Raw genomic sequence first — 24,209 nt, 5'->3', positions numbered from 1 at the left:
AAGTGGGCTGTCCCGGATCCCGGGCGTGCTCGGCCGGCCGGGACAGGAGGGGCTTGGGCTGTCGCGGCCGTCGGGCTGGTCCTCTTAGTCCCGCCTGCGGGCGATCTGCACGTTCTCCAGCACACCGAGGGCGTCCGGCACGAGGATCGCGGCGGAGAAGTAGGTGGTGACCAGGTAGGAGATGATCGCCTGCTCGCTGATCCCCATGAACCGCACCGACAGGCCGGGCTCGTACTCCTCGGGCAGACCGGTCTGGCGCAGGCCGATGACGCCCTGGTTGTCCTCGCCGGTGCGCATGACGAGCACCGAGCTGGTGTTCTCCTTGCTGATCGGGATCTTGTTGCAGGGCAGGATCGGGACCCCGCGCCAGGCCGGCACCTGCTGCCCGCCGACGTCGACGTGGTCCGGGTAGAGCCCGCGGGCGTTGAACTCGCGCCCGATCGCGGCGATCGTCCGGGGGTGGGCGAGGAAGAACTTGGAGCCGCGGCGACGGCAGAGCAGCTCGTCGAGGTCGTCCGGGGTCGGCGGGCCGGAGTGGGTCTGGATCCGCTGCTTGAAGGCGGCATTGTGGAGCAGGCCGAAGTCCCGGTTGTTGATCAGCTCGTGCTCCTGGCGCTCGCGCAGCGCCTCGATGGTGAGCCTGAGCTGTTCCTCGGTCTGGTTGTGCGGCCCGTTGTAGAGGTCGGCGACCCTGGTGTGGATCCGCAGCACGGTCTGCGCGATGGAGAGTTCGTACTCGCGCGGCTTGAGCTCGTAGTCGACGAACGCGCCGGGCAGGTCCGCCTCACCGCTGTGGCCGGCGGACATCGCGATCTCGGCCTCGCCGTGCCGGTTCTGGCGCTGCTGCGGGAGCGAGCTGAACCGGTCGATGTGGGCCTGGAGTTGCGGCGCCGCGGCGAGCACGGAGGCGAAGTCGCCGCGGGAGAGGGTGAGCAGGACGCCGGGGGTCTCGGCGGTGGCCGTGTAGTCCCACGTGGCGTCGGCGTCCAGCAGGGCGTTCTCGCCGAACCGGTCGCCGTCGGCGAGGACGGCGACGGCGACATCGTCACCGTACTTGCCGACGGAGGTCTGGCTGATCCGGCCGTGGGCGATCAGGTGGATCTGGTCGGCGGCGGTACCGCGCTCGACGATCACCTCACCGGCCCGGAAGTCGCGCTGGACGCAGCGGTGCGCGATCGCGGTCAGCACCTCGTCGTCGTCGAAGCCGCGCAGCAGGGCCAGTTCGCCGAGCTCGCGCGGGATCACCCGGACGTCCGCGCCGTCCTGGACGAACTCGATGGTGCCGTCACCCACGGTGTACGTCAGCCGGCGGTTGACCCGGTAGGTGCCGCCCTTGGTCTCCACCCAGGGGAGCATCCGCAGCAGCCACCGGGAGGTGATCTCCTGCATCTGCGGGGCGGACTTGGTGGTGCTGGCGAGGTTGCGGGCAGCCGCCGTGCTCAGGCTGGACTGCCGCGGCGGCTCCAACTGCGCTTCCGGGCTGGTGTCAACGGTCATCGGGCGAGCTCTCCTTCGTAAGGGTGGTGACGGCGGACGCGCGCGTCACCAGGGAACGAGGAAAAAGGGGGCGAATTATCCGGGAATCCGTACAGATCCGGGGGAACAGTAACGGCCGGTACGCCCACTTGAGCCTGAAAATCGTTGGCGTTACCTCGATGCAGTGATCTTGTCCTGCAGGTGGTTTGCCGGGGTTATAGGTGATATTCGGCCTTGCTGGCGAACACGGCCGAAACGCGGCGCGGCGGGCGGCCCGGGAGACCGCCCGCCCCTGTCAGCAGGCACCTACGGCCGGGTGTTCGGCCGCCACATCGCGGTCACTTCCAGCGGGCCGACCTGCAGGCGCCGCAGCGTGGTGAAGCCGAAGCGGCGGTAGAGCCGGACGTTCGCCTCGTCGGCGGTGGTGAGGAAGATACCGCCGGGCGCGGGGGTCTCGGCGATCACGTGACCGAGGAGCCGCCCTCCGGCACCCCGTCCCACCGACTCCGGTTCCACACCGATGAACTCAAGGGTCCAGGCTCCGGGCGGGACTTCGGCCTCGGTGCGGTGCAGGTAGCGCAGCGTCCGCACCAGGGCGCGCGGCCCGCAGCCGGCCAGGGTGCGGGCCGCCCAGGCCGCCCGGGCCGCACCCGAGGGCACGGCGGACGGCGGGGTCAGGAGGGCCGCGGCGACAGGCTGCCCCTGCCGGTCGGCCAGCAGGTGGCGGCGACCGCCGCGGAGCGTGGCGTGCGTGCGCAGCGTGGCGCCGAACCACGCCTGCCGTACGGGATCCGATCCGCCCGAGATCCACGCCATGGCGGGTTCGCGGACGAAGGCGGCGGCGAGCACGGGCGCGCATCGCGCGGGCGACGGTGCGTCGTCGCACTCCAGGTGTCCGGCGTCGGGCTCAGGCATCGCGCCGCCGTTCCATGGGCGCCTCCGGTACGAGGTGACACACCAGGAGCTTGAGGAAGAAGAGGGGGCCGAACCAGGCGAGGGCGGAGGGCACGGGCAGCCAGAACAGGCCGACCACGACGACGGCCGAGTAGAGAGCCATGGCGGCCGGGCGCTTGAGGTGGAGCGGAGTGAACTCCACGGCCACGGCGGCGAGGAGCAGCAGCGCGGTGTTCCCCAGGGTCCAGCCGCGGTCACCGTCGAGCACCACCAGGCCCATCGCGGCCAGGTGCAGCACGTGCGCGCCGACGAAGAGCAGGCGGGCGCGCCGGGCGCCGGGGTCCCGGCGGTGGTACCAGCGCTTGGCGGAGTTGGTCGCGTTGGTGAGGATCCCGCCGAGCAGGTCGAGGCCGATGAGCACGACCACGGCCGACTGCAGGGCGGACCAGTCGCGGTGGATGCCCGACGACCACACCCCGGCGGCGAGCAGCACGGCGCACCCGCCCGCGCCGACGAGTTCCACCACCGACTCGGAGCGGGACTTGCCCGGCCCCATGAAGCGCTCCAGCCGTCCGAGCACGCCCGGGGGCGTGGGCGGTATCTCCCAGTGGATCTCCAGATCAGTGCGCACGCCCGAGCCCTCCGTCCGTTCCACCGCTCCACAGCCCGCGCAGCAGGCTCCACACCTGTTCGCTCCCGGGCGCGGCGGCCGGCGGCTGCGTCGTGGTGGGGTACGCCGTTGTCGGGTGCGTCGTCAGCTGCGTCGTCGTCGGGTGCGCCGCGCGCAGTGCGCTCAGCGCCCATGCGTCGGCCGCCCGCATGACAGCCGCGGTGGCACCGGCCAGCAGCGCCCGGTCCACGTCCGTCCGGATGAACCCGAGCCGCTGCCCGTCCTCGACCACGGCCTGGAACCAGCCGAGCCAGGCACCGCCCCGGGCCCGGCCGACGGCGGCGTCGGCGAGGGAGAGATCATCCGGATGGTCCTGCAGATGAGCGACGAGGGCGCGCGTTCCCGCTTCCAGCCGTACCCAGAACTCCGCCTCGTCGCGGGCCGGGGTCCACGGCCCGAGGACACCGAGGAGGCGGTCCAGTACGTCGTCGAGCACGGCGGCGAGCAGGTCCTCGCGGCCGTCGAAGTACTGGTAGGCGGCGGTCTTCGAGAAGCCGGCCGCCTCAATGATCTTGTTGTAGGAGGCGGATTCGGGTCCGTGCTCGGCGAAATGCGCGCGGGCGACGCCCAGGATCGCCTCCTGTCGCTCGGCCGGCAGTCGATGGAATCGAGGGAGCGGAGTCATGGACCAACGGTACACACCAGCAGTGTGTACCACCAGTACACTCTTCCTCCTTCCCTCCTCCGGGGAACCGAAATGATCACGTTTGACGTCTTCGCGATCACATGGCCGGCCAGGAAGAGGAGAACCCGACGTGAACACCCCGATCCCGACCCCGACCACGGGCGCATCACCCTCCCGCCGCGCACTGCTGACCGTGGGGGCGGGGGCCGCGCTGGCCGCGTCCCTGCCGGTGGGCACGGCCCGTGCCGCATCGTCGTACGGCGAAGCAGGCGGTGTCGTGGCGCAACTGCGCGGACTGGAGCGCGAGTACGGGGCACGGCTGGGGGTGTACGCACGGGACACCGCCACCGGCAGGACCGTGCTCCACCGGGCGGACGAACTGTTCCCCATGTGCTCGGTGTTCAAGACGGTCGCCGCGGCCGCCGTGATGCGGGACCTCGACCACGACGGCACGTACCTCGCCAAGCGCATCCACTACACCCTCCAGGACGTCACCGAAGCGGGCGGCGGAGAGATCACGAAGCTTCCCGAGAACATCGCGGGTGGCCTGACCGTGGCGGAGCTCTGCTCCGCCGCCATCGCCCAGAGCGACAACGCGGCCGCCAACCTCCTGCTGCGCGAGCTCGGCGGCCCCACCGCGATCACCCGCTTCTGCCGCTCGGTGGGGGACCGTACGACCCGGCTCGACCGCATGGAGCCCGAACTGAACTCGGCCGAGCCGGATCGGGTGACCGACACCACCAGCCCCCGCGCGATCGGGCGGACGTACGCACGGCTCACGCTCGCGGACGCCCTGTCCTGCGGGCACCGGGAGCAGCTGACCCGGTGGCTGCTGTCCAACACCACCAGCGGCGAACGGCTCCGGGCCGGCCTGCCCAAGGACTGGGCCGTCGCGGACAAGACGGGCGCCGGGTCGTACGGGACCAACAACAACGTGGGCATCGCCTGGCCCCCGGGACGCCCGCCCGTGGTCCTGGCCATCCTCAGCACCCTGCCGGAGGCGAACGCACCGCGCGACAACACACTGATCGCCAGGACCGCGAAGCTGCTGGCGGACGCGCTCGCCTGAGGCCGGGGCGGGGGCGGGGGCGGGGGCGCAGGCAGCGGAACCACCCCCGCGGCCCGCCGTCAGTGCCGCCCGGCACACTGGTGACCATGCTCGCGATCACGGTCCTGACCGAACCCGGCCCCCGGCACGTACGACCCTCCGCGGGGGAACTCGCCGCGCTGGTCCACCGGATCGGTCGTGAGGGCGACCGGTTCCTCGTCGTCCAAACGGTTCCCGACCTGCCCGATGTCTTCGTCCAGGTGTGGCACCGCACCGGCGGCGACTACACCCTGGAGCACCGCGCCGGCAGCCCGGAGCGGCACTTCGGGACGTCCGTCGACGGACCCGAGGCCGTCATCGCCGCCATGACCGCCTGGGCGGACGGCCGACGGGACGGCTGGGACGCCGGACGGGTCTGGGAACGCGTGGAGTTCCCGCCCGCGCAGCCCGCGCCCCCGCTCGAACTCGACGAGGAGGAGCGGGTGCTGTTGGAGAACCGGATCCGCGAGGTGCTGGCCGGCGGGTACACGACGCGGGCACGGCTCACCGAACTGGCCGAGGACTACCTCGTCTCCGGGGACCACCGGCCCGTCTCCCGCGCCCAGGCCGAGGCGCTCGCCGACCGCATGTGGCTCGAGCGGGTCGAGGAACAGACGGGATGGGCGGGCGAGACCGACCCGGAGCGGCTGTCCCGGGCGTTCGCCGAGCTCGACGCGGCGGGCATCACGGCCCGCGAGAACTTCACCTGCTGCCGCAGCTGCGGGGAGGCCGAGATCGGCGCGGAGGGCGGCCCGGACGCCCGCGGCTTCGTGTACTTCCACGACCAGTGCACGGACTCCGCGACGGCCGGCCACGGCCTGACCCTCCTGTACGGCAGCTTCGACGGGACGTCCGCGACCACCGCCGCGGTGGGCCGCGAGGTCGTCGCCGCCCTGACCCGTGCGGGCCTGCCCACCCGCTGGGACGGCGATCCGGGCCAGTCCATCACCGTCACCCCGCTGACCTGGCACAGACGCCTCGTCGGCTAGGTGTGCTTTCCGGACAGGTTGATGTCGGCCGGGCTTGCGGATCGGCCTCCTGGTTCGCAGGCTTCGCTCCATCCCAGCAGGAAGGAATGCCGACCATGATCCTCCCGAAGGTCAGGGACCCCCGCTTCGTGACGATCCGCCGCGGTGGGACCCTCACCGATCCGGATCACCATCTCCTCGCCCTGTGGGCGGCAGCGTGCGCGGAGCACGTCCTCGAACTCTTCGAGTCGGCAAGGCCCGATGACCCACGGCCGCGTCAGGCGATCGAGCACGCCCGTGCCTGGGTGCGGGGCGAGGTCAAGATGATGGAGGCCCGCGCGGCAGGCGGCCATGCGATGGGCGCGGCCCGTGACCTGCGTGGCGCAGCACGGCATGCCGCCTACGCCGCCGGCCAGGCCGCAGTCGTCGCACACGTCGCAGCGCACGAACTCGGCGCGGCCGCCTATGCGATCAAGGCCGCACGCGCTGCCGCACCGAAGGCCGAGAGCGAGACGGCAGGGCGACTCGAGTGCCAGTGGCAGCGCACGCAGCTCCCCACGGCGATTCGCGAGCTGGTACTGGACGACCAGCGGTTGCGCAACGACATCTGCTGGTCGGTGTTCGACTGCTGACCCGACCTTCAACACCGCCCGCACGAAGCAAGGCCACCATCGATCAGCCCGGGCCCGCCCCGCGCCGGCCAAGGCGGCCCGGGGCCCGCACTGCATGCTCGCCGGCCGGCCTCTGCGTCTTCCCCGTCCCCGTGGAAGAACTGACTCACTGATCGTGCACGACGCCACTGGCAACGCCGACGGCCGTGTACGCCGGCCCGTTCGTGATCAGCACCTTCACCGCACGCCCCGGCCCAGCGCGGCGTCTACGGCCGCCGCCGCGTGGATCCGTGCCGTGGGGAAGACGGGCACCGGGCTGTCCTCGGCGCTCACCAGCAGTTCGATCTCGGTGCAGCCGAGGATGATCCCCTGGGCGCCGGCCGCCACGAGGCCCGCGATGACTTCCCGGTACGCGGTCCTGGATTCCTCCCGCACGACACCGAGGCACAGCTCCTCGTAGATCACCCGGTGCACCAGGGACCGTCCGCCGGCATCCGGCACGGACACCTCCAGTCCACCCGCCGCGAGGCGCCCCCGGTAGAAGTCCTGCTCCATCGTGAACGCCGTGCCCAGCAGACCGACCCGCTGCAGGCCTTGCGCCCGCACCGCGTCCGCGGTGGCGTCGGCCAGGTGCAGCAAAGGAATGGAGACCGCCGCCTGCACCTGGTCGGCAACCTTGTGCATCGTGTTCGTGCACAGGAGTACGAGGTCCGCGCCCGCGGCCTCCAACGACCGGGCGGCCGCCGCCAGCACCCGGCCCGCCTCGTCCCAGCGGCCCTGCGCCTGGAGCTGTTCGATCTCCGCGAAGTCCACGGAATACAGCACGCAGCGCGCCGAGTGCAGTCCGCCGAGCCGCTCGCGGGTGAACTCGTTGAGCAGCCGGTAGTACTCGGCCGTCGACTCCCAGCTCATCCCGCCGAGCAGGCCGATCGTCTTCATCGAGATGCCATCCATAAGCATGGATCCTAGCAATGCGATCCATCCATAAGAATTACTTTGATCAGGTGTGGCGGGCGTGCACCGATGCGGCGCAGGAAGAAGCCGCGACTACGACCCAGGTCAATGGCCTGGCGGGGACCGGCTTCGGTTTGGGCCGGCGGCGATGCCGGTCCCCGGGGGGCGTTCCTACGGGGCCATCTCGTACGTGCCGGACAGGGCCTCGACCCGGGCCCAGACGCGCGCCGCGCGGGCCTCGTCGACGACCGGGCGGCGGACCGCGCCGAGCGCCCACTCCTGCTGGGGCGCGGTGGCCGAGTCCTTGCCGTACAGCTCGACGGCGTGGCCGGAGAAGTCGCGTACGAGGACGGAGAACAGCTCGTCGAGCACCGACTCGTCCAGGTCCGTCAGGCGGGCCTGCTCCAGGATCAGCTGGCCGTACACGACCAGCGCGAACAGCTGGCCCACGGAGAGGAGGAAGTCGAGGTCGCGGCTCTGCTCCTCGTCCGGGGCGACCGTGGCCACGAACGCGCAGAGGGCGTCGGCCTGCTCGCGGAACCGGGCCACGTTCGGCACCTCGGTGTACGCCTCGTAGGCGGTGCGCCAGTCGTGGAAGCGTACGGAGCCCAGGCCCCGGGCCGGACCCTGCTGGAACAGGAAGGCGTCGTCGGCCGCGTCGAGGCGGGTCGGCACGGCCGGGTACTCGGCCGGGTCCAGCAGGTGGTTGCGCATGAACTTGAGGATCAGGGCGAGGTTGACGTGGACCGTGCCCTCCAGCTTGGGCAGTCCGCGGATCTCGATGGCCGCCTGCGCGAAGTAGTTGTCCTTCTCGAAGCCCTTGGCGGCGATGACGTCCCACATCAGGTCGATGACCTTCTCGCCCTCCGTGGTCACCTTCATCTTCGTCATCGGGTTGAAGAGCAGGTACCGGCGGTCGTCCGGGCCCGCGGCGCGGAAGTAGTCGACGGCGCGGTCGCTGAACAGCTTCATGCCGACCAGGCGGACGTACGCGTCGGCCAGCTCCCGGCGCACGTGCGGGAAGGCGGTGACGGGCCGCCCGTACAGGACGCGGTTGTGCGCGTGGGTGACGGCCTCGTACATCGCGTGCTCGCAGATGCCGATCGAGGCGGTGCAGAGGTTGAACTTGCCCACGTTGACGGTGTTCAGGGCGGCGTCGAAGGCGGCCCGGCCGGTGTGCAGGACGTCCTCGGCGCGGACCGGGTAGTCATCGAGGCGGAATTCGCTGACGTACTTGGAGGAGTCGACGACGTTCTTGACGAGCTTGTACGCCGGGTGGCGGCTGTCGGCGGCGAAGAAGACGTAGCCGTCGGGGCCCTCTATGTCGGTGCGGCGGCCGAAGACGGAGACGAGGCCGGCGGCGTTGCCGTTGCCGATGTAGTACTTGGAGCCGCTCGCGCGGAAACCGCCGTCCCCGTCGATGGACGGCTGCAGCAGCATGTCGGTGGAGTAGATGTCGGCGCCGTGGGTCTTCTCGGACAGACCGAAGGCGAACACCTCGCCCCCGGCGAGGAGTTCCGCGGCGCGGGCGCGGGCGTCGGCGTTGTCGCTCTGCCAGACCGGACCGAGGCCGAGGATGGTGACCTGCCACGCGTACCAGTAGTCGAGCCCGTAGAAACCGAAGATCTCGTTCAGGGCCGCGATCCGTGCGGTGTCCCAGCGCTTGTCCGGCTCCCCCTCACCGGCGGCCGAGGCCGGGGTCAGGAAGGTCGCGAAGAGCCCCTCCTTCGCGGAGAAGGCGAGGAAGTCCGCCAGCCAGGCGCGGGAGCGGTAGTCCTCGATCAGCCGGCGCTTGCCGCGGCTCTCGAACCAGTCGACCGTGGCGCGCAGCAGCCTGCGGGTCTCGGGGTCGAAGTGCGCCGGGTCGTAGGTGTGCGGGTTGAAGAGCAGGGCGTCTGCCATGGAGGTTCACCTTCCGAGGGGTTGGGGGTCGGACGCGTGGAGGGACGGCGCGGCGGCGGCCACGGCGAGGTGCGGTGCGGTGTGGCCGAGCGCGGTGCGGTGCGGTTCAGGTGGTGGCGGGCGGCGGTGTGCCGCCGAGCCGGTGGAGGGTGGCGAGGACGTCGTCGAGCCAGGCGATCGTCATCCGCTCGTACGCGATGCCGCCGCGCAGCACGACGTGCTGGAGCTCCTGGCCGGCGTCGAGCGGTGCGGGTGCGTCGGGCCCGGTGAAGTCGCGCAGTTCACCGGCGAGGTAGCGGGCCAGCCGGTCGCTGTGTGCCCGGTGGTGCCGCTCGACCTCGTGGATCAGTGCGGCCGGGTCGTCGAAGGCCGCGCCGCGGATCTTGACGGCGAGGTCGTGGCGCAGGCTCTCGGGCTCGATCGGCTCGTGCAGCCACCGGGCGAGGGCGCTGCGGCCGGGGCCGGCGACGGAGTACTCGTTCTTGTCCGGCCGGCCCTGCTGCGGCACCTGGCGGACGGTGAGCAGCCCGTCGCCCTCCATGCGCTTGAGGACGCGGTAGATCTGCTGGTGGGTGGCGGTCCAGAAGTAGCCGATGGACCGGTCGAACCGGCGGGCCAGCTCATAGCCGGAGCCCGGCTTCTCCAGCAGGGAGACGAGGATCGCGTGGTCGAGCGCCATGCCCCGATCTTTCTATGCAACTCGTTGCATAGACAAGCGGCACCGGTCAGGTGAGACGCGGCTCACCCGATCGCAGGGGACCGCCGGCCCCTCACGGTGTCGGCAGCAGACGCTTGCGCCCGGTGTGCGCCGACGGGTCCCGCGCCTCCTCCAGGAGTACGCGGACCCTGGTGAGGCTCTCGGCCAGCTCGGGCGACGCGGCCCCGAGCAGTTTCAGATCGGTGCGGCCGTCCAGTTTCTGGGACCAGAGGACCCCGCGCCCCAGTTCCAGCAGCTCCAGAGCCTGTGCCGGATCCCCCTGTGCCAGCTGGTCGGCGGCCGCGCCGGTGGCCAGGCCGAACCGGACCGACTTCAGCCGGCTCTCCTGGCTGAGCCGGTCCAGGCCGCGCCATGCCGCGAGCGGCAGCAACCGCACGGCCAGGGCGCTCGCCTCCGCCGCCTCGGCCGAGCCCGGGTGCTCCTCCGTGGTCTGCGCGCTCCACAGGGACGCCGCGTGCAGGCGGCGGAAGGCGGGGGCCGCCTCCCGCCGGGCGGCGAGCCGCCAGGCATCGGTAGACCTGCGCCGGAGCGTGGCGAAGTCCGGCTGCGGACCCCCATCCCCCGCCCCGCCGCGCACCGGCGGGTTCTCCCGTACATGGGCGGCCCACTGGCGCAGCGCCGCCGCGAGCCGGATCAGCGCCTCGTGCGCGTCGGGCCCGTCCTGTGCGGCAGCCGCCTCCAGGATGTCCACGGCCTCCCCGAGGCCGTCGGCGGAGCCTTCCACCCCTGCCCGCCCTCGAACGGTCGCGGTCACGCATCGCGCGCACCGCGCGGTGCAGGTTGCGTGCCGCGTCGGCGGGGTCGAAGTCCGCCGCGCGCGCGGGCCCCGGTCCGCCGGCCGGGGTGGCGCCGTTCGCGTAGAACTCCCGGGTGATGTCGGCGGTGGCTCCGTCGTACACGGACCAGAGGGTGCCGATCACGTGGCGGAAGCCCGCGATGTGCAGGGCACTGGCCAGGGTGATCGCCTCGTCGATCAGGTCCATGCCCCCGACGGCCGTCTGACAGGCCGACAGGAACGCGAACTCCCCGCTGTAGCTGCGCTGCGCGAGGTCGTGCACGGTGAGGCCGTCCTCCCGCAGGGCGATGGTGCCCAGCCCGGGATCGTTCATGTCCTGTCCGGCATGGCTGCTGAAGTGCACCCACGGATGGCGGCGCAGCGCCGCCAGCACCGCCTCGGAGGTGGCGTCGGGGCCCTCCAGCCGGGTCAGGCGCTCGCCGAAGCGCCCGGCCAGTGCTTCGCGGTCCGCGTCGATCGACTGCAGGGGCGGCAGGCCGACCGGTTCCGGCGCGACGAACAGCATCCGGCCGACCTCGTCCCCACTCCCGTCCCCGTTCCCCGTCGCGGCGGCGCCGGGGCGGGCGCGCGCCGTGAGCAGCGCGCGGACGGTCGGCGTGTACGAGGACACGACCCGGTCCAGGACCGTTCGAGGCGGGCCGTCCACGATCTCGCCGTGATGTCCGGCAGCGTGCAGGGGCAGCAGGTTGAGCAGGCCGGTGGGGCACCACCACAGCCGCGGGAGCGGTGCTCCGGCGGCCGGGCTCCCCGTGTGCCCCAGCGCGTCGAGCACGGAACCGCAGATCCCGTCCCAGAGCCACCCGGTGACGGCGTCGAGCTCGCTCTCGGCCGCCGTCCGCGCCGCGGAGAGCGCGACCCGCGCGGCGGAGACCCGGTAGAACACTTCCGGGGACTGGTCGCCGTCGTCGAACCGCCCCTTCGCCGCCTGTAGTTCCCGGCCCGCCTGCTCCAGGGTGCGCAGGGCCGCCACGTACGCGACCGTGCGTTCCTCCACCGCGTCGGCCGTCACTCCGGGCAGCGGCAGGCCCCGTACACCGGACTCCGTGATCAGCAGGGCGTCGCAGCGCAGGCGGCTGATGTTGACCACCACCACGGCCCCGTCGCGGCTCGCGGCCGTGAGCGAGGCCGCGCGCGGGGGATCCAGGAAACCGGCCAGTTCGGGAATGCCGCGGGCGCGGCCCAGTTCGCGCACCTCGCCGACGAGCCGGTCCCATTCCCGGGACAGCGCCACGCGCCGGTCCACCGGATCCGCGCCCCGCCGGTCACCCTCGTCCACGCGCCCCTCCCCCGCCCGAAAGCGAGGGTAGACAATCCGCCCGGCGCATGTCCCCGGTTCGGCGGGACCGGGCGCCTCCCGACGGCACGCCGGACGCCGGGTGCGCGGAACACGGCGGCGATGGTGAGCGTTGGTGCAACCATGGGAAGGTGATCAGCGGATCCGACTTCCGATGACTTCGAGGGGAGCCGTTCATGAGCACGGCGAAGGACCTGTTCATCATCGCCATGGACCCGCAGCCGGACCGGTCCGTGGGGCAGGGCGACCTGTCGCTCGCGCTCGCCGGCGCCGAGCTGATCGATCTTCTCGACGCGCGGGCCGCCGCCCTGGACGGCGACCGCATCGTGCCGGGCGAGCAGCCGGAACTGCACGACGAGCTCCTGGCCGAGGCCCAGACGGTGCTCACCCGGCAGCCTCCGTACGAGCGGGTCGAGGACTGGCTGTGGCGCCGGGGCCGCGATCTCTCCACGGCGTACCAGGCCGCCCTCGAGGAGGCCGGTCAGCTGACGCGGGGCCGCCGCGGCCTGCTGCCCTTCGGAACCGACCGTCTGGAGCTCGCCGATACGCCCGCCCGCCGCCAGGCCCTCGGCCGCTGGGAGGCGGACGAGCCCGTCCTCGCCGCCCTCGCCTCGGCCGTCGGCATCGGGGGAGAGGACTCCGAGGACGAACCGCGCCGCGACGACGAAGCGGTGACGACCGTACTGGCCATCGTCAACGACGCGGTGATGGAACTGGAAGCCGTACGCCAGCGGCGGTCCATCGAGAACGCGGCCTTCGCGAACGTCTGGCGAGTCCCGTGAGGTGCATTGCGCCCGGTCGGTTCCGGTGCCGCGCGGCCCGACCGTGCTCACCGGAGCGCCGTCCGGCCCTGGGTACGAGCGGCGGATGTCGTCCTGGGTAGGGGAGAGGGCACAGCGGGGGACGACGCACGGAACCCGGTGCGTCAGCGCCCCGTGGGGGGCGCCGCCTCCCACGTCATGGGCACCGTCGTGTGCGTGCTCGTCCTGGCCGTGGGCAACCTCGCCTCCGGCTACCTCGTCCTGCTCGCCTACGCGGCGCAGCCGCGTGGCCCCTGGGACAGCGAGGCGGTCGCCCACTCGGGTATCGCGGCCGGACTGGCGCTGGCGCTCACCGTCGTGACGGCGCTCCTCTCAGGGGTGTTCATGAAGGCCGAATGGCTGCGCGGCAGAGGGTGGTTCGCCCTTCCCGCGGTGGCGGCCCTGGCCGCGATCCTCCGTCTGACCCTCCTCGCGCCCGCACTCTGACACCCCGCCGGGCCGACGGGCTGGCGGGCTGGCGGGCTGGCCCTGGACGATTCGGGGGAGGGAAACAATGGGGCCATGGCTTCTCAACAACCGCCCCACACTCCCCCGATCGACACCGCGCGTGGCCTTGTCGCATGTCCGTGCTGCTTCCAGCGGACGTTGAAGGAGCGGGCCGACTTCGAGATCTGCCCGGAGTGCGGCTGGGAGGACGACGGGCAGGACGATGCGGACGCGCACTTCGTCCGGGGCGGGCCCAACGGCCGGCTGAGCCTGACGCAGGCCCGGCTGGACTACGTGAAGGAGGTGGCCGAGGAATCCGATGAGTCCATCACCCTGGGTGGTGATGGGCTTTGGCGGTCGGAAGCCCGGCGCCGGATCCCGGACCCGGCCGAGTAGGCGCTGCGCCGGGCTACTCCCGAGCGGCGCCCCGGTCCGGTTTCCAGCGCGGCGCCTCGTCATCAGGGTCGTCCGGGCTCGCGAAGTGGAAGGGGACATCAAGTCGGTCGGCCAGGGCGCCGCCCACGCGTTCGGCGACCACCGCCATCGGGTACCTTCCGCCCCGGTCGGCGCCTTCTCCGAGGTACCGTTCGGCGCTGCTCCAGGTGATCGTGGCCAGTACGCTCTCCTCCGCCGGCTCGGCGGTGACGGCCAGCAACACCACGAACCACCCGCTGGTGTCGCCGTCCCAGATCGCCTCGACCGCCACGGTACGACCGGCCGTCCCACCGGCCCGAAGGGCCAAGGACTCCAGGTCGAGAGGGCTATCCGGGGCACGGGCGATCCTGTCGCCGTAATGGCCGTACCGCTCACTGACGATGGCCTCAGCGGTGCCCACCCCGACACCGTGCCGGACGAAGCCGATATCGACGAGGATCCGGATCGCCGCGAGCATGGCGTCCTGCAGCACGTACCCGTCGACCTCGTCGCGGATCCCCTGCGGCAGCTGCGCCCACCACTCGGTCCGCGCCTGTTTGCTCAGCATAAGGAGACCCCATCCCTCGTTCACGGCCCTCACGCACCGCAGGGCCCCCACCGCCACCCTACGGCTCCCCCGGACCGGGATCGGGGTCGGCGGGTACCGGCAGGGCGGGAGCGTTGACGGGGCGTGTGCGATCGTGGGCGCCATGGGTGAGCCGGTGGAACGTGTGGACGATCAGGACCGGGTGCTGGCGGTGGTGGAACGCGGTGAGGCCATCCGCCGTGGCTGGCTGCACCGCATCGCGACGACGATCTGCCGTGATCAGCACGGGCGGGTCCTGGTCTACCGGCGGCCCGAGAACCGGTCCCGGTTCCCCGGCCATCACGAGGTGATGTTCGGCGGGGCCGTGGAAGTGGGCGAGACCTACGAGCAGGCGGCCGCGCGGGAGTTGGCCGAGGAGCTCGGCGTTGATGCGCCGGTGCGCTTCCTGTTCAAGTTCCTGTGCCGGGGGGCGATCAGCCCGTACTGGCTCGGCGTGCACGAGGCCGTGATCACCGGCGAGGTGACGCCCGACCCCGAGGAGGTCGCCTGGCACGGCTGGCTGACGGAGACGGAGCTGCAGGAGGCCGTGCGGCAGTGGCTCTTCGTTCCGGACGGGCAGAAGGCGTTCGGCCGGTACCTGACGCCCGGTCATGGAATGGTCGCGCCGCACGGGTCGGGTGCACCGTAGAGCGCCCGGCCCGTGCGGCCTTGTCCCCGTTCCTTCAGCGGCCCGCCCCGTGCACATCTCGGCTCCCTGATGCAGGAATGGGCGAATCCGCACCCGCCCCGGCACCTGACCGGCGGAGGTGCTTGATGTTGATCACCGACGCCTTGGCCAGCACCAGGGGGTTCAGGAAGCGCAGCGGACCGATCAGGCGTGACGCGAAGAGGTGCATGTGCCGCGCGAGCGACGCATCGCGCGCCGCCGCCGAGAACATCAGGCGCTCCACGGGGTTGAACGGGCGCACCTTGGCGAAGTCGGCGGCCAGGTACTGGTGACCACGGAGCCGGCGCCGGTGCCCCCGGGCGTATGCCGCGAGTGACCTGTCGAGGTCGCCCCGACCGGTGACGGCCCCGGCGACCGCCTCCGCCAGCCATTGCGCGGACTCCAGCGCCCACCCGCATCCCACGCCCCACAGGGGATCGCCGGTCAGGGCGGCGTCGCCGATGAGCGCGACACCCGGTGCGATCGGCCTCCGGCTGTGCAGCGGGTAGTCGACCAAACCGATGATCTTCGAGATGCGCTCTGCGGAGTCGAGGGGAGGCGCCTCGGGCAGGGCGCGGACGAATGCGAGGAAGCTGCCCTCCAGGTCCTCCCGGAAGGCGGGCAGGCGCTTCTTGTCCGGGAGCACTGCCACGACCGTCACCCCGCCGTCGTTCGGGAAGGCGTACGCCATGTCGGGCTCGAGGAACCAGGTGTGACTGATCCCGTCGGGCAGCGGGAGGTCACGGAACTGGGCGAGGTAGCCGAACCGGCCGTTCTCGAACTGACGGGCAGGCACCCCGGCGAGCTTCGCCACGGCCGATTCCTTGCCATCGGCACCGACCACCAGGCGGGCCCGGATCTCGCGCTCCCCCCGGGACGTCGACGCGCGGACGCCCACGGTGCGCCCGGCCTCCCGGACCAGCCCCGTCACCTGGTGACCGAGGAGCAGATCGACGCCGGGGGTCTGTGCCGCACGGCACCTGATCAAGGGGTCCAGAGTGCTGCGCCGGACGTTGTACGCGTACGGCAGCCCAGGGCCTCCCGGCGCCGCCTTCGGCTCGATCCATCCCCAACGGGTGTACCAGCGGACCTCGTTGCGCACGGCTTCCGCCTCCTCCAGGGCGGGGACGAGGCCGAGTTCGTCCAGCACCGGGTAGGCGTTGGCCGAGAGGGAGTGGGTGCACAGCACCTTGTACGCCTCGGGGTCCGAGCGGCGTTCCAGCAGTGCGACGCGTGCGCCGCGGCGTGCCAGCAGGATCGCCGCGGCGCTGCCGGCGAGGCCGGCTCCGCCGATGACGATGTCGTAGTCGTCCCCCGCGTTCTCAGGCTTGGTCATGCGCCGATCTCCCCCTTCTGAATGCCGTGCCGTTCGTTCGTGAGAGTGGTGCAGTGCGCAGTGCAACTGCTGTCAGGAACATGACCATGTGTCAAGGGTTGCAGGGGTTGCGCCCCCATCACCCCCGTTGCTTAAGGGCAGATCAACTGAACCTTAAAGCTGACTGTGTTCGCCCGCCCCGCATCGGCTCATGGCGGGCGGTGTGTGCACGGCGCACCTGCAGCCACAGCGGACGCCGCACGCGTGACCTGCCACTTTGCCCGTCGCCCCTCGGCCACGAGCCCCGCGGTATGCCCGTGTGCAGTGGCCCAAACCTCCTCGCGGCCGGATTCGTAAAAAGGCAACAGGACCGAACTCGCGTGTGACGGCGGCCGTATGCAGGACGTCGGGGGGACAGCGTCCATCGGATCGAGGAGTGTCAGGTGTCCAGAAAACGGACTATGAGTCTCAAGAAGAAGCTCGTGCTCTCTGTCGTCACGGGAACCCTCGTGACCGGAGGGGTCGTCGTCACGATCGCGACCGGCAACGCCGCCGCACCCGATGTCGTCTGCCAGGGATCGACGGTGACCTTGTCGGGTGAGGCGGGTCCGCCGGCGGCGAGCAGTGGGCAGTTCCCCGTGGGGACGAAGCTCAAGGTGACCAATCTCGACAACGGCAAGGCGACGACCGTCGCCGTGAACGGCCCGTCCGGCAGCTGCGCCCTCCTCAACAACGCAGCCTTCGAACAGGTCCGGGAACCCGGCAAGAACCTCATCCGACGCGCACGCATCGAACGCGTCGGCGGCGGCGCCGACGCCCAAGCCCCCGCAGCCGGCGCCCCGGCCGCGCCCGCCGCCCAAGTACCGCCCGCCACCGGCGAAGTCGTATGCCCCGGCTCCACCGTCACCCTCTCCGGCGAAGGAGGCGCACCCGCAGCCAGCAGCGGCCAGTTCCCCGTAGGCACCAAGCTCAAGGTCACCAACCTCGACAACGGCAAGGCCACCACGGTCACCGTCAACGGCCCCTCCGGCAGCTGCGCCCTCCTCAACAACGCAGCCTTCGAACAGGTCCGGGAACCCGGCAAGAACCTCATCCGACGCGCACGCATCGAACGCGTCGGCGGCGGCGCCGACGCCCAAGCCCCCGCAGCCGGCGCCCCCGCCGCGCCCACCGCCCAAGTACCGCCCGCCACCGGCGAAGTCGTATGCCCCGGCTCCACCGTCACCCTCTCCGGCGAAGGAGGCGCACCCGCAGCCAGCAGCGGCCAGTTCCCCGTAGGCACCAAGCTCAAGGTCACCAACCTCGACAACGGCAAGGCCACCACAGTCACCGTCAACGGCCCCTCCGGCAGCTGCGCCCTCCTCAACAACGCAGCCTTCGAACAGGTCCGGGAACCCGGCAAGAACCTCATCCGACGCGCACGCATCGAACGCGTCGGCTGAGCAGCCGGAACCGATGCGGGGCCACCATCAAAGCCGCGGCCGGGGCAGGGGCACACCGCCCCGGCGGCGGTTCGGCGGCCGGCCCGGCGTCCGGTCAGCCGGTGTCGAGGACCAGGTCGGCGCGGTCGCGGCCCGGGGCGACGAGCCGGGCGTTGGCCTCGTCGGACCGGGCCACCCACTCGCGCGCGTACGCGGGGTCCTTGCCGTGGCGCACGTGCCGCTCGATCAGCCGGTCCAGGCGCAGGTCCTCGGCCGGGGCGAGGTACCAGGCCTCGTCCAGCAGCGGGCGTACCGACGCCCACTCCCCCACGTCGTGCAGCAGGTAGTTCCCCTCGGTGATCACCAGCGGTACGTGCGGGGCGACGGGGATGCTGCCCGCGATCGGCTCCTCGAGCGAGCGGTCGAAGGCGGGCGCGTACACCGTGGGTCCGTCCGCTGCGCGCAGCCGGCGCAGCAGGGCCACGTAGCCGGCGGCGTCGAAGGTGTCCGGGGCGCCCTTGCGGTCGGCCCGGCCCAGCCGGTCCAGTTCGGCCCGGGCGAGGTGGAACCCGTCCATCGGGACCACCACCGCCCGCTCCGGCCCGAGCGCGTCGGCGATCCGGGCAGCCAGTGTCGACTTTCCGGCCCCCGGGGGGCCGGCGATGCCGAGGATGCGCCGCCCGCCCGGGGCGGCCAGCGCCTCGGCCCTCACTACCGGTTCCGTCGTCGTGCGCATCCGCACATCCTGCCCGAGGTGCACGCCCCGGCGCCCCCGACCGGCATCGCGGCCGGGGGCACCGGGAGCGTGCGCCGGGTCAGCAGCGGGGGCAGGCGTCCCGGATCACGCGCCAGGTGAAGGTGGTGGAGGCGACGGCGCCCTTGGCGTCCTTGGCGGTGACGGTCACCGTACGGATTCCGCTGCTGCGCAGGAGGCCCGAGATCAAGCCGGTCGAGGCGTTGATCGTGGCACCGGCAGGCAGGCTGACCGCCGACCATGTGTAGGGAGCCGCGCCGCCGGTGGCGGTCATCTGTAAGTGCGCGTAGTCGTACTGGAGGGACACCTGATTGCCCGGGTTGACCACGGACGGGGCGGCGGCCGCCGTACGTGTCACCGGGGCGGTCGTGCTGTGCGGCGCGGCGACGGCCGGGCCCACCGATGCGGCCAGGACGGCCGTCAGGCCGACTGCCAGGGCCGCCAGTCTGCGTGGAGCGCGCGTGGATGTGCTCAACAGGACCTCCGAACTCGTCGGGCGGGGGCGGCAGTTCCGGTACGGGTCCCGGAGGCCGTCATCGCCCGTTGTGGGTATGAATGTTCGAGGTGCGTGGCGCGTCGGAATCATAGGCGGGGCGGGCCGCGTCCGCCAGAAGGCGCGTGGACCGGCTCCGCGGCCCCTACGATGTCCGTTATGCCCGGTACGGCCGCCGTTCCGCACAACCCGCCGCCCCGCGCACGGCTGCGGTCCGCCGCCCGCCTGGCCGTGTGCGCCGCCGTGCCCTGGTTCCTCTGCCTGTGGTGGGGCACGAGCACGGTCCCGGTGCCCGCCGCCCTGCCGGCCGTATTGATCCTTCGCGAGGACGTGTACGCCGCTCCGCGCCTGGCGTGGGACCGGCTCGTGGGCGTCGTCGTGGGCGTGGCGCTGAGCACGTTCGTCCTGCACTGGCTGCCGCCGCCCTCGGCCTCCTCGGTGACCTCGGCGTCGGCATCGGCCTCGCTGTCCTTCCTCGCCGTACTGGTCTGCGGCTGCGCGGGCATGTACCTGATGTACCGGGGCGGCTCCCCCAACCAGCAGGTCCTGATCACCGCACTGGTGATCTACGCGACCGCCGCCCCCGGCTACCCCCTGGCCCGCCTGGTGGAGAGCGCGGTCGGCATCGTCACCGTCGTCGTGCTCGGACCGCTGCTGTGGCCGCCGGACCCGTACCGGTCGGCGGTGACCGGGCTCGACGCCTACCGGAGAGAACTCAGTGGACTCCTCGCCGCGGTCGCCTCCCGGCTCGCGGCCGGGGCACCGCCCGCCGCCCCGGAGCTCCCCGGGGAGGCCGAGGATCTGTGGCTGCAGCCACAGGGCGGCCTCGCGGCCTACGAACGGGCCGCTCGACGCACGCGGCTCCCCCGGCTGTACCTCCGTACGCCGAGCCGGCCGCCCGACGGGGTCGGGGAGCGGCTGCGGCTCGCCGCCCGGACCGCCCTCACCCTCCAGTTCTTCACCCAGGAGCTCCGGGAACGCGCCAGGGCCGCCACGACGGCCAGGACCACCGGTCCCAACGGACCTGACAGACCCGACGGTTCCGCCCGTCCCGATCCCGCCCTGCGCGACCTCGCCCCGCTGCTCCGGTCCACCGCCCTCAGCCTCGACTCCGCCCTGCGCGGTGACGACCGCGCCGCGGAGCTCGAACTCGAGCGGGCCCGCGGCCTGGACCTCGCCCAGCGCGAGGCCCACCCCAACCGGCACGATGCCGTCCTGCGGACGGGCCTCCACCTGACCCACGAGGCCATCGCCGACCACCTGTCGGCCCGCGGCTGACGACCGTCCGGGGCAACCCCGCGCGGGTCGGCGGCGACCACGACGGCTCGGACCGGCCGATGGCCGTCTCGTGCCGAGCGGTGCCGGTCGCGGCCGGCGCGCGGACCACCGCTAGGCTCGTGCACCGACCTGGGAGATGAAGGATCGATGACGTTGCACGAAGGCCTCCGGGTGACGCTGGCCGCGGATCTCGCACTGACCGGTCCGGTCGTCTCGGAGGGAGAGGCCGTCGGCGGTTTCCTGGCCCTCGGGGCAGGCACCGCCGGCACCGTCGAGCGGGTGGACGAGCACCGGCCGCAGAGCAGCGAGGACGTCCGCGAGTACGAGCGCCTGAAGTCGCTCCTCGACTCCTTCGGGCATCAGATGCCGCCGGAGAGCCGGAAGCAGCTCGAGGAGAAGGTCGGCGCCCTGGAACCCGCGTGGACCGCCTTCCAGGAGCAGCGGCCGCGCGTGACGGTTCGCGTCCGCTTCGACAACGGCTTCGTGCTCGACGGCGTGCGGGAAGAACTCTTCACCTCCACCTGAGGTTCAGGCCGCCCGCCCCGCGGCCTGCGCCTGCGCGCGTACGTGTTCCGGGTACCGGGCGGTGAACTCCACCGCCCCACACGGCCGTCAGCACGCGGTTCGTCCGGCGGAACAACGGCGAGTCCCCGTGCTCGCGCGCCACCGGCTCGCGGGGGCCCGCGGCCGGCCGCATTCCGGGGCCGGCCGCCCACGGGATCCCGGGCCGGTCCGAGCCGCCTGGCAGCCCCGCCCGACGCGCGTTTCACTGGAAGGTGGCTGCAAGCGCGCCGGCGGAGGAGACCACGCGCCCCGGGAGGTCCCGTGAACACGTACGTGCCACCCCTCTTCGACCCCACCCGCGTCCCCCACCTGCTGGGAACCTTCGCGCCCGTGTCCGAGGAGGTCGACGTCGCGGACCTGGAGGTGACGGGCGCGCTGCCGGACACCCTGGACGGCCTGTACCTGCGCAACGGCCCCAATCCGCGGTTCACGCCGATCGGCTCGTACCTGTACCCCATCGACGGCGACGGCATGCTGCACGGCGTGTGGCTCTCCGGCGGCCGGGCCCGCTACCGCAACCGCTTCGTCCGCACCCCCGCGCTGGTGGCCGAGGAACGCGCCGGCCGAGCCCTGTGGGGCGGCCTCGAATCGATGATCGTGCCGGACGCCGAGCAGGTGGGTCCGAAGCTCGCGGGCACCTTCCGGGAGCTGCCCGACATCAACGTCGTCCGGCACGCCGGCCGCCTGCTGGCCCTCGCCGAGTCGGCCTGCCCCTTCCGCATCGACACGGAGCTGGCGACGCTCGGCCGCGAGGACTTCGCCGGGAGCCTGCCGGCGGGCATCACCGCCCACCCCAAGATCGATCCGATCACGGGCGAGATGGTCGTCTTCTGCTACGGCCTGGAGCCGCCCTACCTGACCTGGTCGGTCATCGGCCCCGACGGCACGGTCGGCCGTGGGCCCACGCCCGTGGACGGGGTGGACGAGCCGATGATGATCCACGACATGGCCCTGACGGACCGCTACGCGGTCCTCGTCCTCGCTCCGGCCTTCTTCGACCTCGCCGCGGCCATGGCGGGCGGCTCCTTCCTGGCCTGGCGCCCGGAGCGCGGCACCCGCGTGGCCCTGATCCCTCGCGACGGCGGGCCGCTGCGCTGGGCGTCCGACGAGGCCTTCTGGGTGTGGCACACGGTGAACGCGTACGACGACGGCCCGGGAGCGGACGCCCCGGTGGTCCTGGACTACGTGCAGTGGAGCCGGCTGACCGTCGGCAGCCCGGACGAGGACGGCGGAGCGGACAAGGACGGCGGACCGGCCGACGGGGGCCTGGTACGGGCGCGCATCGACCCGGCCGCGGGCAGCATGACCCGCACCCTGCTGGACGACTCGCGGGTGGAGTTCCCGCGGGTCGACGACCGGCGCATCGGCCGGCGCCACCGGTACACCGCTCTGGCCACCGCCACCGGGCGGACGGACCTGCTGCCGGGCGAGTACGACGCCGTGCGCTGGTACGACGGGGAGACCGGCACCTCCCGCGTCTGGGCGGCCGGGAACCTCTCGGTCGGTGAACCGGTCTTCGCGCCGGAGCCCGGGCAAGGCTCCGGGTCCGGGTCGGAGGAGCGCGGCCACTGGCTGACCTTCGCCACCGACCGTACCGACGGGTCGAGCTGGTTCCTGGTCATCCCCGCCGAGGACCCCGCCTCCGGCCCGGTGGCCCGCGCCCGGATCCCCGTCCGCGTCCCGCTCGGCCTGCACGGCTGCTGGCTGCCCACCGAGGAGTGAAACCCGCCCGGCGCGCCCCCGCGTCCCGACCGTGCCACCCTGTTGCTTGGCCTCGGGAGTAGGCAGCCGCGACGAACGGAGCGCGCTGTGAGCAGACCGATCCACCCCGCACCCCTGCGGCGCGGTACGGCCGCCGCCTGCGCCGCCCTGCTGTTCGTGGCCCTCGCCCCGGGCACGGCGAGCGGCGCGGACCCCACCCCCGCCCCGTCCTCGACGTCGTCGTCCCCGCCTCCACCGGCCGGTGACACGGGCCTCGCCGGCCTCGACCCGCGCATCACGGCGATCATGCGGAAGCCGGAGTACCGCAACGCCCAGTGGGGCCTGCTGCAGACCGAACCGGACGGCGGCCGTGTGGTGCACAGCCTCTTCCCGGGGCAGTTCTTCATCCCCGGCTCCACCGCCAAACTGCTCAGCGTCTCGGGCCCGTGGCAGACCCTGGGCGCCGACCACCGCTTCGTGACCCCGCTCTACGCGGTCGGCGAGCGCGACGGCGCCACCCTGACCGGCGACCTCGACCTCGTCGCCCAGGGCGACCTCACCATGGGCGGCAGGACCCGCCCCGACGGTACGGTCGCGTACACCGACCTCGACCACACCTACGCCAACGACTTCCCCGGCGCGACCCTCACCCCGGAGAACCCCCTCGACGGGATCGACCGGCTCGCCCGGCAGGTGCGCGAGGCGGGCATCACCCGCGTCGACGGCGACGTGATCGTCGACAGCCGGCTGTTCCTCCCCGACCCGGAGCTCGTGCCGACCCCGACACCGCTGATCATCAACGACAACCTGATCGACCTCATGACCACCCCCGGGGGCCGGGCGGGCGCGGACGCCCGGCTGGACTGGCGGCCGAAGGTCGCTCCGTACGAGGTCACTTCGGCGGTGAAGACCGTGGCGGCCGGGCAACCGACCGCCGTGACCGCGACGGCGACCGACGGCGGCACCCGGATCCGGCTGACCGGCACCATCGCGGCGGACGCCGAACCGCTGTTGCGGACCTCCCCGATCGGCGACCCGGCCGCCTTCGGACGCGTCGCGCTGATCGAGGCGCTCGAACGCGCGGGGGTGCACGTCACCGCCGACCCGTCGGGCCCCAACCCGGTCGGACGGCTGCCGCGCGACTACGACGGGCGCCCGCGGGTGGCCGCGTACACCTCCCCGCCCTACGCCCAGTACGCCAAGCTGATCCTCAAGGTCAGCCACAACCTGGGCGCGAACCTCGGCATCTGCCTGCTGGCCGTCACGGCGGACGGCAACCAGTGCGAGGCCGGCTTCCCCGTACTGGCCGACTTCCTGGACCGGGCGGGCGTCGACCGCAAACAGGCGCAGCTCATGGACGGCCGCGGCGGCAACCCGGCCGACCGGGCCACCCCGCAGGTCCTGGTGCAGATGCTGGCGTACTGGCAGCGCACGCCGGACGCGCAGCTGTTCCGGGAGGCCCTGCCCATCCTGGGTGTCGACGGCCTGCTGGCCGAGAACTGCCGCAGCTGTCCGGCCCGGGGCAAGGTGTTCGCGAAGACCGGCGCGGCCGTCGGCGGGGACGCCCTCAACGACCGGCTGGCCGTCGGCGCCATCACGATCGCGGGCTACCTGGACAAGGGCGGCGGCCGGTTCGACACCTTCTACGCGGGCGTCAACGGCGCGTCAACGCCGGGCGCCGACCCCACCGAGGTGCTGTCGATCGCCAATGACCTCGCCCTGATCGCCGCCTATCTCCAGGAGTCCTCCTCGCCCTGACGGCCGGTGCCGGGAG

At 72.5% G+C, this 24,209-nt stretch carries 23 protein-coding genes and 4 pseudogenes; 14 read left to right on the top strand and 13 right to left on the bottom strand.

All coding sequences use genetic code 11. The features are described from left to right. Positions 1–84: 84 nt before the first annotated feature. The 4 genes from OG753_RS36865 to OG753_RS36850 form a co-directional block, all read right to left on the bottom strand. Positions 85–1,497: a family 2B encapsulin nanocompartment shell protein gene (locus tag OG753_RS36865; protein ID WP_327266107.1), complete on the bottom strand. Its 1,413-nt coding sequence runs from the start codon at positions 1,495–1,497 to the stop codon at positions 85–87. Between the two features lie 285 nt (positions 1,498–1,782). Further along, the gene (locus OG753_RS36860) at positions 1,783–2,391 is read right to left on the bottom strand and encodes a GNAT family N-acetyltransferase (RefSeq protein WP_405791773.1); all 609 of its coding nucleotides are present in this window, start codon (positions 2,389–2,391) and stop codon (positions 1,783–1,785) included. Next, positions 2,384–3,001 carry a hypothetical protein gene (locus OG753_RS36855; RefSeq protein ID WP_327266105.1) on the bottom strand — a complete coding sequence of 206 codons (618 nt, stop codon included), beginning with the start codon at positions 2,999–3,001 and terminating at the stop codon, positions 2,384–2,386. The genes OG753_RS36860 and OG753_RS36855 overlap by 8 nt, the downstream gene beginning before the upstream one ends. After that, positions 2,991–3,665 (bottom strand): TetR/AcrR family transcriptional regulator, encoded by a 675-nt coding sequence (locus OG753_RS36850; RefSeq protein ID WP_405791770.1) that lies wholly within the window; start codon positions 3,663–3,665, stop codon positions 2,991–2,993. The genes OG753_RS36855 and OG753_RS36850 overlap by 11 nt, the downstream gene beginning before the upstream one ends. Positions 3,666–3,795: 130 nt before the next feature. Here OG753_RS36850 and bla point away from each other — a divergent pair, with 130 nt between their 5' ends. The 3 genes from bla to OG753_RS36835 all read left to right on the top strand — a co-directional run bounded on the left by bla (position 3,796) and on the right by OG753_RS36835 (position 6,352). Beyond that, positions 3,796–4,734 carry a class A beta-lactamase gene (gene bla, locus OG753_RS36845; protein WP_405791769.1) on the top strand — a complete coding sequence of 313 codons (939 nt, stop codon included), beginning with the start codon at positions 3,796–3,798 and terminating at the stop codon, positions 4,732–4,734. An 86-nt stretch (positions 4,735–4,820) separates the two neighbouring features. After that, positions 4,821–5,741, top strand: a complete 921-nt coding sequence (locus tag OG753_RS36840) for a DUF6891 domain-containing protein (RefSeq protein WP_405791767.1) — start codon at positions 4,821–4,823, stop codon at positions 5,739–5,741. A gap of 95 nt (positions 5,742–5,836) precedes the next feature. Then, positions 5,837–6,352: a putative immunity protein gene (locus tag OG753_RS36835; protein WP_327266102.1), complete on the top strand. Its 516-nt coding sequence runs from the start codon at positions 5,837–5,839 to the stop codon at positions 6,350–6,352. 216 nt (positions 6,353–6,568) lie between these two features. On the opposite strand, the gene OG753_RS36830 is transcribed toward OG753_RS36835, so the two are convergent. The 5 genes and pseudogenes from OG753_RS36830 to OG753_RS36810 all read right to left on the bottom strand — a co-directional run. Then, entirely contained in the window at positions 6,569–7,270 is a 702-nt protein-coding gene (locus OG753_RS36830) for an aspartate/glutamate racemase family protein (protein WP_327267038.1), read from the bottom strand. Between the two features lie 186 nt (positions 7,271–7,456). After that, positions 7,457–9,187: an acyl-CoA dehydrogenase family protein gene (locus tag OG753_RS36825; protein WP_405791764.1), complete on the bottom strand. Its 1,731-nt coding sequence runs from the start codon at positions 9,185–9,187 to the stop codon at positions 7,457–7,459. A 106-nt stretch (positions 9,188–9,293) separates the two neighbouring features. Next, entirely contained in the window at positions 9,294–9,866 is a 573-nt protein-coding gene (locus OG753_RS36820; RefSeq protein WP_327266100.1) for a PadR family transcriptional regulator, read from the bottom strand. A gap of 91 nt (positions 9,867–9,957) precedes the next feature. Then, positions 9,958–10,629, bottom strand: coding sequence for a hypothetical protein (locus OG753_RS36815; protein WP_405792998.1), 672 nt, complete (start codon positions 10,627–10,629; stop codon positions 9,958–9,960). Between the two features lie 85 nt (positions 10,630–10,714). Next, positions 10,715–11,473: pseudogene (locus tag OG753_RS36810) on the bottom strand (CHAT domain-containing protein); the annotation flags it as partial. Positions 11,474–12,171: 698 nt separating this feature from the next. Between OG753_RS36810 and OG753_RS36805 the strand changes: the two are divergent. The 3 genes from OG753_RS36805 to OG753_RS36795 all read left to right on the top strand — a co-directional run bounded on the left by OG753_RS36805 (position 12,172) and on the right by OG753_RS36795 (position 13,638). Beyond that, positions 12,172–12,777 carry a GPP34 family phosphoprotein gene (locus OG753_RS36805; RefSeq protein ID WP_383197669.1) on the top strand — a complete coding sequence of 202 codons (606 nt, stop codon included), beginning with the start codon at positions 12,172–12,174 and terminating at the stop codon, positions 12,775–12,777. Positions 12,778–12,915: 138 nt separating this feature from the next. Continuing rightward, complete coding sequence (locus OG753_RS36800) at positions 12,916–13,242, top strand: hypothetical protein (protein WP_405791760.1); 327 nt, start codon at positions 12,916–12,918, stop codon at positions 13,240–13,242. Positions 13,243–13,317: 75 nt separating this feature from the next. Then, positions 13,318–13,638 (top strand): CPCC family cysteine-rich protein, encoded by a 321-nt coding sequence (locus OG753_RS36795; RefSeq protein WP_327266093.1) that lies wholly within the window; start codon positions 13,318–13,320, stop codon positions 13,636–13,638. Positions 13,639–13,651: 13 nt separating this feature from the next. On the opposite strand, the gene OG753_RS36790 is transcribed toward OG753_RS36795, so the two are convergent. After that, positions 13,652–14,224, bottom strand: coding sequence for a hypothetical protein (locus tag OG753_RS36790; RefSeq protein WP_405791758.1), 573 nt, complete (start codon positions 14,222–14,224; stop codon positions 13,652–13,654). Positions 14,225–14,366: 142 nt separating this feature from the next. Here OG753_RS36790 and OG753_RS36785 point away from each other — a divergent pair, with 142 nt between their 5' ends. Continuing rightward, positions 14,367–14,891, top strand: coding sequence for an NUDIX hydrolase (locus OG753_RS36785; RefSeq protein ID WP_383197662.1), 525 nt, complete (start codon positions 14,367–14,369; stop codon positions 14,889–14,891). A 34-nt stretch (positions 14,892–14,925) separates the two neighbouring features. Here the strand turns inward: OG753_RS36785 and OG753_RS36780 are convergent, their stop codons facing one another. Continuing rightward, the gene (locus OG753_RS36780; RefSeq protein ID WP_405791756.1) at positions 14,926–16,245 is read right to left on the bottom strand and encodes an NAD(P)/FAD-dependent oxidoreductase; all 1,320 of its coding nucleotides are present in this window, start codon (positions 16,243–16,245) and stop codon (positions 14,926–14,928) included. Positions 16,246–16,784: 539 nt separating this feature from the next. On the opposite strand from OG753_RS36780, the pseudogene OG753_RS36775 reads away from it, so the two are divergent. The 3 pseudogenes from OG753_RS36775 to OG753_RS36765 form a co-directional block, all read left to right on the top strand. Beyond that, positions 16,785–17,027, top strand: a pseudogene (locus tag OG753_RS36775) (hypothetical protein); the annotation flags it as partial. Between the two features lie 39 nt (positions 17,028–17,066). Continuing rightward, positions 17,067–17,345, top strand: a pseudogene (locus OG753_RS36770) (hypothetical protein); the annotation flags it as partial. Continuing rightward, positions 17,343–17,666, top strand: a pseudogene (locus OG753_RS36765) (hypothetical protein); the annotation flags it as partial. The pseudogenes OG753_RS36770 and OG753_RS36765, both read left to right, overlap by 3 nt. Positions 17,667–17,760: 94 nt before the next feature. Here OG753_RS36765 and OG753_RS36760 read toward each other — a convergent pair. Next, the gene (locus OG753_RS36760) at positions 17,761–18,381 is read right to left on the bottom strand and encodes a nucleoside/nucleotide kinase family protein (protein ID WP_405791754.1); all 621 of its coding nucleotides are present in this window, start codon (positions 18,379–18,381) and stop codon (positions 17,761–17,763) included. A gap of 79 nt (positions 18,382–18,460) precedes the next feature. Beyond that, positions 18,461–18,874: an Ig domain-containing protein gene (locus OG753_RS36755; RefSeq protein ID WP_405791752.1), complete on the bottom strand. Its 414-nt coding sequence runs from the start codon at positions 18,872–18,874 to the stop codon at positions 18,461–18,463. 177 nt (positions 18,875–19,051) lie between these two features. Here OG753_RS36755 and OG753_RS36750 point away from each other — a divergent pair, with 177 nt between their 5' ends. The 4 genes from OG753_RS36750 (at position 19,052) to dacB (ending at position 24,193) form a co-directional block, all read left to right on the top strand. Beyond that, a complete protein-coding gene (locus tag OG753_RS36750; protein WP_405791750.1) occupies positions 19,052–20,170 on the top strand; it encodes a hypothetical protein in 1,119 nt (372 codons plus the stop codon). Positions 20,171–20,317: 147 nt separating this feature from the next. Beyond that, positions 20,318–20,695, top strand: a complete 378-nt coding sequence (locus OG753_RS36745) for a hypothetical protein (protein WP_405791748.1) — start codon at positions 20,318–20,320, stop codon at positions 20,693–20,695. A gap of 312 nt (positions 20,696–21,007) precedes the next feature. Beyond that, positions 21,008–22,456: a carotenoid oxygenase family protein gene (locus OG753_RS36740; RefSeq protein ID WP_405792946.1), complete on the top strand. Its 1,449-nt coding sequence runs from the start codon at positions 21,008–21,010 to the stop codon at positions 22,454–22,456. An 87-nt stretch (positions 22,457–22,543) separates the two neighbouring features. Continuing rightward, complete coding sequence (gene dacB, locus OG753_RS36735; protein WP_405791746.1) at positions 22,544–24,193, top strand: D-alanyl-D-alanine carboxypeptidase/D-alanyl-D-alanine-endopeptidase; 1,650 nt, start codon at positions 22,544–22,546, stop codon at positions 24,191–24,193. The last annotated feature ends 16 nt before the right edge of the window (positions 24,194–24,209 follow it).

The sequence above is a fragment of the Streptomyces sp. NBC_00029 genome, from assembly GCF_045160505.1.
GTDB lineage: Bacteria > Actinomycetota > Actinomycetes > Streptomycetales > Streptomycetaceae > Streptomyces.
This window is presented reverse-complemented; position numbering and strand designations above follow the sequence as displayed.